At 70.1% G+C, this 12,793-nt stretch carries 10 protein-coding genes; 5 read left to right on the top strand and 5 right to left on the bottom strand.

The annotated features are described in order from the left end of the window. Positions 1 to 70 precede the first annotated feature (70 nt). From BLT99_RS04880 to BLT99_RS04860, 5 genes are all read left to right on the top strand, one after another. A complete protein-coding gene (locus tag BLT99_RS04880) occupies positions 71 to 658 on the top strand; it encodes a DUF3000 domain-containing protein (protein ID WP_092669746.1) in 588 nt (195 codons plus the stop codon). After that, positions 651 to 1,847, top strand: coding sequence for an HRDC domain-containing protein (locus BLT99_RS04875; protein ID WP_092669744.1), 1,197 nt, complete (start codon positions 651 to 653; stop codon positions 1,845 to 1,847). The genes BLT99_RS04880 and BLT99_RS04875 overlap by 8 nt, the downstream gene beginning before the upstream one ends. 78 nt (positions 1,848 to 1,925) lie before the next feature. Further along, positions 1,926 to 3,131 (top strand): thiolase family protein, encoded by a 1,206-nt coding sequence (locus BLT99_RS04870; RefSeq protein WP_092669742.1) that lies wholly within the window; start codon positions 1,926 to 1,928, stop codon positions 3,129 to 3,131. Positions 3,132 to 3,136: 5 nt separating this feature from the next. Further along, positions 3,137 to 5,281, top strand: a complete 2,145-nt coding sequence (locus BLT99_RS04865) for a 3-hydroxyacyl-CoA dehydrogenase NAD-binding domain-containing protein (protein WP_092669740.1) — start codon at positions 3,137 to 3,139, stop codon at positions 5,279 to 5,281. Positions 5,282 to 5,342: 61 nt separating this feature from the next. Beyond that, complete coding sequence (locus tag BLT99_RS04860; protein WP_229724657.1) at positions 5,343 to 5,873, top strand: dihydrofolate reductase family protein; 531 nt, start codon at positions 5,343 to 5,345, stop codon at positions 5,871 to 5,873. A gap of 6 nt (positions 5,874 to 5,879) precedes the next feature. Here BLT99_RS04860 and dxs read toward each other — a convergent pair whose 3' ends face one another. From dxs to dut, 5 genes are all read right to left on the bottom strand, one after another. Continuing rightward, positions 5,880 to 7,823, bottom strand: a complete 1,944-nt coding sequence (gene dxs, locus BLT99_RS04855) for a 1-deoxy-D-xylulose-5-phosphate synthase (RefSeq protein ID WP_092669738.1) — start codon at positions 7,821 to 7,823, stop codon at positions 5,880 to 5,882. Between the two features lie 130 nt (positions 7,824 to 7,953). Continuing rightward, entirely contained in the window at positions 7,954 to 10,764 is a 2,811-nt protein-coding gene (gene acnA, locus BLT99_RS04850; RefSeq protein WP_092675652.1) for an aconitate hydratase AcnA, read from the bottom strand. A 157-nt stretch (positions 10,765 to 10,921) separates the two neighbouring features. Continuing rightward, a complete protein-coding gene (locus tag BLT99_RS04845) occupies positions 10,922 to 11,683 on the bottom strand; it encodes a DUF3159 domain-containing protein (protein ID WP_092669736.1) in 762 nt (253 codons plus the stop codon). Further along, a complete protein-coding gene (locus tag BLT99_RS04840; RefSeq protein WP_092669734.1) occupies positions 11,680 to 12,300 on the bottom strand; it encodes a DUF3710 domain-containing protein in 621 nt (206 codons plus the stop codon). Before BLT99_RS04840 ends, BLT99_RS04845 begins: the two co-directional genes overlap by 4 nt. Continuing rightward, entirely contained in the window at positions 12,297 to 12,755 is a 459-nt protein-coding gene (gene dut / locus BLT99_RS04835; RefSeq protein WP_092669732.1) for a dUTP diphosphatase, read from the bottom strand. The genes BLT99_RS04840 and dut overlap by 4 nt, the downstream gene beginning before the upstream one ends. Positions 12,756 to 12,793 lie beyond the last annotated feature (38 nt).

Here is a 12,793-nt window from a genome sequence, read left to right as displayed (position 1 = left end):
TCGGCTGCTTCGCCGCGAGGTCGCGGCGCGCCGCCACGGACCCCCCTGATCCAGACTCTAGTCTGCACACGTGTCCGACTCGGCGGTGCCACCCCCGGAGTTCGCCGCGGCGCTCGCGTCGCTGCGGGGCGCCGCGCCGCGCCCGGAACTGCGGGTGTCCGAGATCACCGCGCCGTCCTCGCTCGCCCCGTGGGCCGTCGCCCTCTCGGCCGATGTCGGCACGGGCCGCCACGGCGACGACTCCGAGCTCGGCACCGGGCGGTTCGTGCTGCTCTACGACCCCGCCGAACCGGAGTCCTGGGGCGGCCGGTTCCGCGTGGTGTGCTTCGCGCAGGCGCCGCTCGAGACCGACATCGGCACCGACCCGTTCCTCGCCGAGGTGGCGTGGTCGTGGCTCGTCGACGCGCTCGACGCTCGTGGCGCCAAGTACGTCGCGGCATCGGGCACGGTGACGAAGATCCTCTCCACCGGGTTCGGCGAGCTCGCCCGCCAGGGCGACGGTGCCGAACTCGAACTCCGGGCCTCGTGGACCCCGCTCGATGAGGCGGCGGGCCCGCATGTGGAAGGGTGGAGTGAGTTGCTGTGCATGCTGGCAGGGCTGCCTCCATCGTCCGAGGGGGTGACGGCCCTTCCGCGACGGAGGAGGAGACGTGGCTGACGAGTTCCACGTGATCGGCTCCCGCGATGAGTACGACGAGGCCGTCGAGCGCATCGCGGGCGGCGAGGGGCCCGTGGCCGTCGATGCCGAACGTGCGAGCGGGTTCCGCTACTCCCAACGGGCCTACCTCATCCAGCTCTACCGCCGCGGCGCGGGCACGTTCCTGTTCGACCCGACCGAGCTCGACGGATTCGACGACCTCCAGTCGGTCATCCGCGACGTCGAGTGGGACCTGCACGCCGCGAGCCAGGACCTCGCGTGCCTGCGCGAGGTCGGACTCGACCCCGAGCGGATCTTCGACACGGAGCTCGCGGCGCGCCTGCTCGGCATGCCGCGCGTCGGGCTGGCCTCCGTGGTCGAGGAGCTCCTCGGCATCCGGCTCGCGAAGGAGCACTCGGCGGCCGACTGGTCGACGAGGCCGCTCCCCCAGCCCTGGCTGCGCTACGCCGCACTCGACGTGGAGCTGCTCGTCGACGTCCGCGACGAGCTCGCGCAACGGCTCGATCAGGCCGGCAAGTCCGACATCGCGGCGCAGGAGTTCGAGGCCACCATCCGTCGCGAGGCGAAGCCGCCCGCAGCCGAGCCGTGGCGCCGACTGAGCGGCATCCATTCGCTGCGCTCACCCCGCAACCTCGCGGTCGCTCGTGCGCTCTGGCAGGCTCGTGACTCGCTCGCCGCCGAGGTTGACACGGCACCCGGACGGCTCATTCCCGACGCCTCGATCCTCGCGGTGGCGAAGTCGCTGCCCGAGTCCAAGCGCGCGCTGGCCGATCTCAAGGCGTTCAACGGGCGCGCCAGCCGTACCGAGCTCGACCGGTGGTGGTCGGCCATCGAGGAGGCGCGCACGGCAGCTCCGCCCGCCGCGCGGGTGCCGAGCGACGCGCCGCCGCCGCCGCGTGCGTGGGCCGCCCGCAACCCGGAGGCCGACGCACGGCTCCGGCTCGCGAAGGCCGCGCTGGCCGATGTGGCGGAGCGGATGGACATGCCCGTCGAGAACCTGCTCACGCCCGATCACCTGCGCCGTGTCGCGTGGCATCCGCCCGCCGAGCCGTCGGCCGAGCACATCGCCGAGGCCCTCGCCGCGCTCGGTGCCAGGCCATGGCAGCTTGAGGCAACCACACAGATAATCGCCGATGCGTTTGTGAAGGCGGCACAATCGCTGGAGGACGCGACGCACGAGGCTTCGTAGGAACCGCCAACCGATTCCGCGTGCTCGGGATGCGTTCCTAGGATCGGGGCATTCCTCACTCGAAAAGGGAGCTGCAGCGTGGCTGAACGAGCTGATGTCGTGTTCGTCGACGGGGTCCGTACCCCGTTCGGACGGGCCGGCGAAAAGGGCATGTACTGGAACACGAGGGCCGACGACCTCGCCGTCAAGGCGATCAGCGGTCTCCTCGAGCGCAACCCCAACCTGCCCACCGACCGAGTGGACGACGTGGCCATCGCCGCCACCACCCAGCAGGGCGACCAAGGCCTGACGCTCGGCCGCACCGCGGCGATCCTCGCGGGCCTCCCGCTGAGCGTGCCCGGCTTCGCGATCGACCGTATGTGCGCGGGCGCGATGACCGCCGTGACCACCACCGGCGCCGGCATCGGCTTCGGCCAGTACGACGTCGTGATCGCCGGCGGTGTCGAGCACATGGGCCGCCACCCGATGGGCCTCGACGCCGACCCCAACCCGCGCTTCCTCGCCGAGAAGCTCGTCGCGGCCGACGCGCTGAACATGGGCAACACGGCCGAGCGCCTGCACGACCGCTTCCCCGAGCTCACCAAGGAGCGCAGCGACCGCTTCGGCATGCTCAGCCAGCAGAAGGTGCAGGCCGCCTACGACGCCGGGCAGATCCAGCCCGACCTCGTGCCGGTCGCGATCCGCACCCCGGAGGGCTGGGGCCTCGCCACCGAGGACGAGGGCCGCCGCCCCGAGACCACCATGGAGGGACTCGCGACCCTGAAGACCCCGTTCCGGCCCCACGGCAAGGTGACGGCCGGCAACGCCTCACCGCTCACCGACGGCGCGACGGCGTCGATCCTCGCCAGCGCGGATGCGGCGAAGGAACTCGGCCTGCCCACCAAGATGCGCATGGTGAGCTTCGGCTTCGCCGGCGTGCAGCCCGAGGTCATGGGCATCGGACCCATCCCGTCGACCGAGAAGGCGCTGAAGCGCGCCGGCCTGAAGATCGACGACATCGGCCTGTTCGAGCTCAACGAGGCGTTCGCCGTGCAGGTGCTGAGCTTCCTCGACCACTTCGGCATCGACGACGAGGATCCGCGCGTCAACCAGTGGGGCGGCGCCATCGCGATCGGCCACCCGCTCGCGGCGTCGGGCGTCCGCCTCATGATCCAGCTCGCCCGCCAGTTCGAGCAGCACCCCGAGGTGCGATACGGCCTCACGGCGATGTGCGTCGGCCTCGGCCAGGGCGGCAGCGTCATCTGGGAGAACCCGCACCACAAGCGCTACGGAAAGGGCCGCTGAAACAGATGACCGACTACTCGAAGATCGACTTCTCCGAGCTGGCCGCGGCGTTCGCCGACGACGAGGTCGTGACGCACTCGTACGTGCGCGACGTCCGCCTGCCGTCGGGCAAGGTGCTCGCACTCATCACGCTCGACAACGGGCGCGACCACACCCGGCCCTCCACGCTGGGGCCGGTGACGATGCTCGAACTCGGCGACCGGCTCGACGAGCTGAAGGCGCGCGCCGCCGCGGGCGAGATCAATGCCGTCGCGATCACGGGCAAGCCGTACTTCCTCGCCGCCGGCGCCGACCTGTCGAAGGTCGGCGAGATCCCGAGCCGCGACATCGCGCTGAAGATGGGCCAGCTCGGCCACCTGGTCTTCGGCAAGCTCGGCGAGCTCGGCGTTCCGTCGTTCACGTTCATCAACGGGCTCGCCCTCGGCGGCGGCCTCGAGGTCGCGCTGAACTCCGACTACCGCACCGTGGATGCCTCGGCGCCGGCGATCGCGCTGCCCGAGGTGTTCCTCGGCATCGTGCCGGCCTGGGGCGGCGCCTACCTGCTGCCGAACCTCATCGGCATCGAGAACGCGCTCCGCGTCGTCGTCGAGAACCCGTTGAAGAACAACCGCATGCTGAAGGCGAAGGACGCCCTCGAGCTCGGCATCGCCGACGTCATGTTCTCGCCGGTCAACTTCCTCGAGGACTCCCTCAAGTGGGCCGACGGCGTGCTCGGGGGCACGATCGTCGTCAAGCGGCCGAACGCTCCCGGCAAGCTCGAGCGGCTCGCCAAGTGGGACATCGCGATCAACATCGCCCGCAAGAGCCTCGAGGGCAAGATCGGCACCACCGCCAAGTCCCCGTACGTCGCACTCGACCTGCTCAAGGCCGCGAAGTCCGGCACGCGAGCCGAGGCGTTCGAGCGCGAGGACGAGGCGCTCGCCGACCTCGTCGCGGGCGACCAGTTCGTGGCATCCATCTACGCCTTCAACCTCGTGCAGAAGCGCGCGAAGCGCCCTGCCGGCGCGCCCGACAAGGACCTCGCACGCAAGGTCACCAAGGTCGGCATCATCGGGGCCGGCCTCATGGCCAGCCAGTTCGCCATCCTCTTCGTGCGCCGACTGCAGGTCCCCGTGGTCATCACCGACCTCGACCAGGCGCGGGTCGACAAGGGCCTCGGATACATCCGCGATGAGATCGGCACGCTCGAGCAGAAGGGACGCATCGACGCCGACGAGGCGAACCGACTGCGGGCGCTCGTGACGGGCACGACCGACAAGGCGGACTTCGCCGACTGCGACTGGGTCATCGAGGCCGTCTTCGAGGACCTGGCCGTCAAGCAGCAGGTCTTCGCCGAGGTCGAGCCCTTCCTTTCGGAGACTGCGGTGATCGCGACCAACACGTCGTCGCTCTCGGTCGAGCAGATCGGCGCCAAGCTCGCCCACCCCGAGCGCGTCGTCGGCTTCCACTTCTTCAACCCCGTGGCCGTCATGCCGCTCCTCGAGATCGTGAAGGCGCCGGCCACCGACGACGAGACCCTGGCCACGGCATTTGCCGTCGCCGCGAAGCTCAAGAAGAGCGCGGTGCTCACCGCCGACGCGCCCGGGTTCGTCGTGAACCGCCTGCTCGCCAAGGTCATGGGCGAGGCCGCGCGTGCGGTCGACGAGGGCACGCCCGTGCCGGTCGTCGAGAAGGCGCTCGCGCCGATCGGCCTGCCGATGGGCCCGTTCGAGCTCATCGACCTCGTCGGCTGGGCGGTCGCCGCACACGTGCAGGACACCATGGTCCGGGAGTTCCCCGAGCGGTTCTACTCGTCGGAGAACCTGCACGCGCTCGCGAAGCTCGGCGGCCCCGTCGTCGAGAAGGACAAGCACGGCAAGGTCACCGACCTCTCGAAGGACGCCAAGAAGGCGATCACCGTGGGCAAGTCCCCCGTCGACGAGGCGACCATCCTCCGTCGCGTCGAGGACGAGCTCGCGGGCGAGATCAAGCTCATGCTCGATGAAGAGGTCGTCGCGGCGGCCGAGGACATCGACCTGTGCCTCATCCTCGGAGCGGGCTGGCCGTTCCAGGCGGGCGGGGCGACCCCCTACCTCGACCGGGTCGGCGCATCCGAGCGCGTGTTCGGCGACACGTTCCACCACCCGCCGATCCGCGGCGTGGGCGCCTGACGAGACCGCGTACGAACGGCCCCCGACGCAGGATGTCGGGGGCCGTTCGTATGCTCGGCCGGTGACCAAGATCCAGTACTACGTGGCGTCCACGCTCGACGGCTTCATCGCCGACGAGCACGACGACCTCTCCTGGCTGCTGCAGTTCGGCATGGCCGACTTCAGCGAATCGTACGACCGGTTCTTCGCCGACGTCGGAGCGCTCGTGCTGGGTGCCACGACCTACGAGTGGGTCCTCCGCGAGGGCGCCGGATGGCCCTACGGCTCGCTGGCCACGTGGGTGTTCACGCACCGCGAGCTCCAAGTGCCCGAGGGCGCCGACATCCGCTTCGTCTCCGGACCCGTCGCGCCGGTCGCCGATGCCGCCGTCGCGGCCGCCGGCGAACGGAACGTCTGGGTCGTCGGCGGCGGTCCCGTCGCTGCCCAGTTCCTCGAGGCCGGGCGGCTCGACGAACTGCTGGTCACCTACATGCCCGTGGCGCTCGGACGCGGGCGCCCGCTGTTCCCTGTTGCGGCGGTGACGCCGCCCCTGCGGCTGGCCGGCGTCACGACGATGGGCGATGCGGTCGAACACGTCTACCGCATCGGCTGAGTGCCGTCACACCCGAGGCTGCGGACTCGTGTCGGCCGGAACGTCGATGCCCGCGTTGCGCGCGTGCGGCAGCTTGCTGCCGAGCACCATCGCGGTCACGTCGCGCGCGATGTGCTGCGGGGTCAGGCCGACGCGCTCCAGGATGTCGCCGCGCGCGCCATGGTCGAGGAACTCGTCGGGCAGGCCCACTTCGGTGACGGCCGTGTCGACGCCGGCCTCGCGCAGGTCCTGGCGGATCCGCGTGCCGATGCCGCCGACCCGGATGCCGTCCTCGATGCTCACGACGATCCGGTAGTCGGCCGAGAGGGCGATCACGCTGTCGGGCACGGGAACGACCCAGCGCGGGTCGACGACCGTGGCGCCGATCCCCTGCGCTTCGAGCCGCTTCGCGACCTCGAGCCCGATGCCCGCCATCGGGCCCACGGTCACCACGAGGACATCCTTGCGCTCGGATTCGACGAGCACGTCGACGCCGTCGTGGGTGCGGCGGACGGCGTCGTACTCGGTGCCGACGGTGCCCTTGGGAAACCGCAGCACAGTGGGGCCGTCGCTCACGCGGGTGGCCTCGCCGAGTTCCTCGGCCAGCCGCACGGAGTCACGGGGCGCTGCGATGCGGATGCCGGGCACCACCTGCAGGATCGAGAGGTCCCACACGCCGTGGTGGCTGGGGCCGTCCGGTCCGGTCACGCCGGCCCGGTCGAGCACGAACGTCACGCCGGCCTTGTGGAGTGCGACATCCATGAGCACCTGGTCGAAGGCGCGGTTGATGAACGTGGCGTACACGGCCACGACGGGGTGCAGGCCGCCGAACGCCAGGCCGGCGGCCGACGTCGCGGCGTGCTGCTCGGCGATGCCCACGTCGAACACGCGGCCCGGGAAGCGCTCGGCCATGCGGTGCAGCCCGGTCGGTCGCAGCATCGCGGCCGTGATGCCGACCAGGCGCTCGTCGCGTTCGGCGAGGCTCACGAGCTCGTCGGCGAAGACGCTGGTCCACGAGGGTGCCGACGCGGTCTCGAGCGATTCACCGGACTCGGGATCGATCTGGCCGACCGCATGGAACTGGTCGGCGACATCGCGACGCGCCGGCTCGTAGCCGCGGCCCTTCTCGGTGATGGTGTGCACGATGACGGGCGCACCGTAGGACTTCGCCTGGCGGAGCGCCTCCTCGACGGCTCGCTCGTCGTGCCCGTCGATGGGGCCGATGTACTTGATGTCGAGGTTCGAGTAGAGGGCCTCGTTGCCGCTGAACCGGCTGAGGAAGCCGTGCAGGCCGCCGCGCACGCCGCGGTAGATCGCCCGCCCGGGCGAGCCGAGCCGGTCGAACGCGCTCCGGCTGCGCAGGTGGAGGGTGCGGTACGACTGCTTGGTGCGCACCGAGTTCAGGAACCGCGCCATCCCGCCGATGGTCGGGGCGTACGACCGGCCGTTGTCGTTGACGACGACCACGAGGTTGCGCGTGTTGTCGTCGGAGATGTTGTTGAGCGCCTCCCACGTCATGCCGCCCGTGAGCGCACCGTCGCCGACGACCGCGACGACGTGGCGGTCGCCCTGCCCGGTCATCTCGAACGCCTTGGAGATCCCGTCGGCCCACGACAGGGAGCTCGACGCGTGCGAGCTCTCGACCACGTCGTGCTCGGACTCGGAACGCTGCGGATAGCCCGCCATTCCCCCGGTCTGCCGGAGCGTCGACAGGTCGCGGCGACCGGTGAGCAGCTTGTGCACGTACGACTGGTGGCCCGTGTCGAAGATGATCGGGTCGCGCGGCGAGTCGAACACGCGGTGGATCGCGATCGTCAGCTCGACCACGCCGAGGTTCGGGCCGAGATGCCCGCCGGTCTTCGACACGCTCGCGACGAGGACTTCACGGATCTCACGGGCCAGTTCATCGAGCTGGTCGTGCGTCAACGCGTCGAGATCGCGGGGTCCGCGGATCGTGTCGAGCAGCCTCATGCGTCGTGCCTCCGGAGCTGTGGGCGGCTGGTGCCACGGTTTCGTTCGAGTGTACGCCGGGGCACCTGTGAGCCCGGGCAGAGATCGGGGGCGGCGGGCCGAAGCCCGCCGCCCCCGATCCGGGTCGGTCTCAGACGAGCGAACGCAGGACGTACTGCAGGATCCCGCCGTTGCGGTAGTAGTCGGCCTCACCGGGCGTGTCGATGCGCACGACCGCATCGAACTCGACCGTCGCCTTGCCCTCTGGCGACTGCTCGCTCGGCTCGGCGACCACGTGGACCGTCTTGGGCGTGACCCCCTCGTTGAGCTGCTCGAGCCCCGTGATCGAGACGATCTCGGTGCCGTCGAGGCCCAGCGAGTCGGCCGACTCGCCGGCTGGGAACTGCAGCGGCACGACGCCCATGCCGATGAGGTTCGAGCGGTGGATCCGCTCGAAGCTCTCGGTGATGACGGCCTTGACGCCGAGCAGGTTCGTGCCCTTCGCGGCCCAGTCGCGACTCGAGCCCGAGCCGTATTCCTTGCCGCCGAAGATCACCAGCGGCGTGCCCTGCGCCTGGTAGTTCATCGACGCGTCGTAGATGAACGACTGGGGGCCGCCCGCCTGCGTGAAGTCGCGCGTGTACCCGCCCTCGACGCCGTCGAGGAGCTGGTTCTTCAGGCGGATGTTCGCGAAGGTGCCGCGGATCATGACCTCGTGGTTGCCGCGACGCGAGCCGTAGGAGTTGAAGTCCTTGCGGTCGACGCCGTGCTCGGTCAGGTACTGGCCCGCCGGGCTGTCGGCCTTGATCGAACCGGCCGGCGAGATGTGGTCGGTCGTCACCGAGTCGCCGAGCTTGGCGAGCACGCGCGCGCCCGCGATGTCGGTGACCGGCGTGATCTCGAGCGCCATCCCGTCGAAGTACGGAGGCTTGCGGACGTAGGTCGACTCGGCGTCCCACTCGAAGGTCGCGCCGGTCGGCGTCGGCAGGTTGCGCCACCGCTCGTCGCCCTCGAAGACGCTCGCGTACTGGCGCGTGAACATCTCCTCGTTGATCGACTCGTCGATGGTCTTCTGCACCTCGGCGGCGTCGGGCCAGATGTCCTTCAGGAAGACGTCGTTGCCGTCGGAGTCCTGGCCGAGCGGGTCGGACTCGAAGTCGAAGTTCATCGACCCCGCGAGCGAGTATGCGATCACGAGCGGCGGGCTCGCGAGGTAGTTCATCTTCACGTCGGGGTTGATGCGGCCCTCGAAGTTGCGGTTGCCCGAGAGCACGGCGGTGACGGCGAGGTCGTTCTGCTGCACCGCCGCCGAGACCTCCTCGATGAGGGGGCCGGAGTTGCCGATGCACGTCGTGCAGCCGTAGCCGACGGTGTAGAAGCCGAGGTCCTCGAGGTCCTTGGTGAGACCGGACTTCTCGTAGTACTCGGTGACGACCTTCGAGCCGGGAGCGAGCGTGGTCTTCACCCACGGCTTGGCCTTGAGGCCCTTCTTCACGGCGTTGCGCGCGAGCAGGCCCGCCGCGAGCATGACCGACGGGTTCGACGTGTTCGTGCACGACGTGATCGCCGCGATGGTCACCGCGCCGTGGTCGAGCGTGTAGCTCGTGCCATCCGCCCCCTGCACCTGCGTCGGCTTCGAGGCCGTCTTGGGTGCGTGCGAGTGGTGGTGGTGCACGTGCAGGTTGTGCTCGTCCTCGGGCGTGTTGCCGGGCGGGTCGGACGCGGGGAACGACTCTGCGACCTCGAGGTCGACCAGGTCGTGCTCGACGTCGGCGTAGTTGGTGAGGTCCTTCTCGAACTGCCCCTTGGCGTCGGCGAGGACGATGCGGTCCTGCGGACGCTTCGGACCCGCGATCGAGGGGACCACGGTGGAGAGGTCGAGCTCGAGGTACTCGGAGAACACCGGCTCGTTGTCGGCGTCGTGCCAGAGCTTCTGCGCCTTGGAGTAGGCCTCGACGAGCGCGAGCTGCTCGTCGCTGCGGCCGGTGAGGCGCAGGTAGTCGATCGTGACGTCGTCGATCGGGAAGATCGCGGCGGTCGAGCCGAACTCGGGGCTCATGTTGCCGATCGTCGCCCGGTTGGCGAGGGGCACGGATGCCACGCCCGAGCCGTAGAACTCGACGAACTTGCCCACGACGCCGTGCTTGCGCAGCATGTCGGTGATCGTGAGCACGACGTCGGTCGCCGTGACGCCCATGGGGATCTCGCCCGACAGCTTGAAGCCGACGACCTTGGGGATGAGCATCGAGACGGGCTGGCCGAGCATCGCGGCCTCGGCCTCGATCCCGCCGACGCCCCAGCCGAGCACGCCGAGGCCGTTGACCATCGTGGTGTGCGAGTCGGTGCCGACGCAGGTGTCGGGGTAGGCCTGCAGCGCCCCGCCGACTTCGCGCGTGAAGGTGACGCGGGCGAGGTACTCGATGTTCACCTGGTGCACGATGCCCGTGCCCGGCGGGACGACCTTGAAGTCGTCGAACGCGGTCTGGCCCCAGCGCAGGAACTGGTAGCGCTCACCGTTGCGCTCGTACTCGATCTCGACGTTGCGCTCGAACGCGTCGGGGCGCCCGAAGAGGTCGGCGATGACGGAGTGGTCGATGACCATCTCGGCCGGCGCGAGCGGGTTGATCTTGTTGGGGTCGCCGCCGAGCGAGGACACCGCCTCGCGCATGGTGGCGAGGTCGACGATGCAGGGCACGCCGGTGAAGTCCTGCATGACCACGCGCGCGGGCGTGAACTGGATCTCGGTGTCGGGCTCGGCCGTCGGCACCCACGACCCGAGGGCCTCGATCTGGTCCTTGGTGACGTTCGCGCCGTCTTCGGTGCGGAGCAGGTTCTCGAGGAGCACCTTCAGGCTGAAGGGGAGCTTCTCGTGCCCGGCGACGGTGTCGATCCGGTAGATCTCGTAGGAGGTGTCCCCGACTTGGAGCGTGTCCTTCGCTCCGAAACTGTTCACTGCAGACACGATGTCCTCTCCTTCGCGGATGCCGCCGACGCGACGTTCGTGGGCGGTGCCCGTGCCCTGGCTGCGGGCCCGCCCCAGCAAGGCTAGCCCAACGGCATCGCCTGCCGACAGGCTCGCGCCGGCACCCGTGATTTATCTCGATATCGAGATAACTGTATCACTCGGCGGCGGCCTGCTTCGCCGGGTAGACGGCGCGGACCACGAGCCACGAGAACACCAGCAGCAGCGCGTACAACGGGACGCCCATCAGCAGGCGCGTGGCGCCGAGCGCCTCGACGTTCCCCGCGAAGTAGAACGGAACCTGGACGAGCAGGCGGGCGACGAACATGCCCAGCCACACGAGCGTCAGGAACTGCATGGCCCGATAGGTGCGCTTGCGGCGTCGCCACTCGGTGCCGTCGCCCATGAGGAAGCCGACGACCAGTCCGACGAGCGGCCAGCGCACGAGCAGGGACACCAGGAGGGCGGTCGCGTACGCGGCGTTGGTGTAGAAGCCGAGGACGTAGTTGTCCTCCGCCCGACCCGTCCACAGCGACAGCGCCGCCGACGCCCCCACGCCGATGAGGCCCGCGATGGCCTGCGTCGGCTGGCTTCGGGTGATGAAGCGCACGATCGTGAAGACGACCGCGAGTCCGACGGACGCGACCAGCGCCCACACGAGTTCGCGGGTGAACGTGTAGACGATCAGGAAGACCAGGCCGGGAAGGATGGCCTCGGCGAGCCCGCGGATGCCGCCGAGCGCCCCGATGAGGTCGGCCGGCGTGAGCGAGTCCTCACGCGCGATCCGCCCGAGCCCCGAGCGCTCCGCGGCCGCCGCGAGCGACTGGCTCAGTTCGTCGGAGGGCGACGCGCCCGACGGCGAGGCGTCCCCGCCGGGGACATCGGGCTCGGACCGGGCGTCGCGCTGCTCGTCGGTCACGCCGTCGGACCGCCGGAGGACGGTGCCGGCATGCGAAGCGGGATCAGGTCGCGCGGCGGCATCGGCGTGGTGCCGCGCACCACGACGATGGAACGGAACAGGTCCTCGACCTTGGCCGCGGCGACCGGGTCGGCCGCCGCCTCGCCGGCGATCACGCCGCGGAGGAACCAGCGGGGTCCGTCGACGCCGATGAACCGGGCGAGGCGCATCTGGCCGGCCTGGCCGTCGGGCGTGGCGACGGGGATCTGAGCCAGCAGCTCCGGCCCGAAGGATCCCTCGCGGACCGTCGTCGTGCCGCCCTGGCGTGCGATCTGCTCGGCGATCTGGTCGCGGATCTCGTGCCACAGCCCGCTCGAACGCGGCGCGGCGAACGGCTGGACCTGCAGGGTCGAGTTGGCGTAGTCGAGTCCGACCGCCACGACGCGCTTGGTGCCCTCCTCGACCTCGAGGCGCAGGTGCAGGCCCTCGCGGGGCAGCACCTTGACGCCGCCGAGGTCGACGTACGGGCGGACCGGATTGGCCTCGGCCTCGTCGAGGGGACCGTTCGTCGCCCGGTCGGCGGGCGCGGACTTGGGGTGATCGACGGGGATGTCGTCGATGTTCTCGATGTCGCTCACGCGTGTACTCCTGACTGGTGTGCCCCGAAACCGGTGGACCCGAATCCGCCCTCGCCGCGCAAGCTGCCCGGAAGCCGTTCGACCTCGACGAACCGCGCGCGACTGACCGGCATGACGACGAGCTGGGCGATGCGGTCGCCCGCCTCGATCCGGTACGCGTCGCGCGCGTCGGTGTTCAGCAGCGCGACCTTGATCTCGCCGCGGTAGCCCGCATCGACGGTGCCCGGCGCGTTGACGATCGTGATGCCGTGCTTGAAGGCCAGGCCCGATCGCGGCACCACGAAGGCGACGTACCCATCGGGCAGCGCGATCGCGACCCCGGTTCCGACCGTCGCCCGCTCCCCCGGCTCCAGCACCACCGCTTCGGCGGCGTGGAGGTCGGCGCCCGCATCGCCCGGGTGGGCGTACGCGGGCAGGCGGTCGGCCGTGATCAGCACATCGACGGAATCGGTCACCGTTCGAGGGTAGTGCAGAAGTCTGGTCTGATAGACCC

The sequence above is a fragment of the Agromyces flavus genome (assembly GCF_900104685.1).
GTDB classification, from domain to species: Bacteria; Actinomycetota; Actinomycetes; order Actinomycetales; family Microbacteriaceae; genus Agromyces; species Agromyces flavus.
This window is presented reverse-complemented; position numbering and strand designations above follow the sequence as displayed.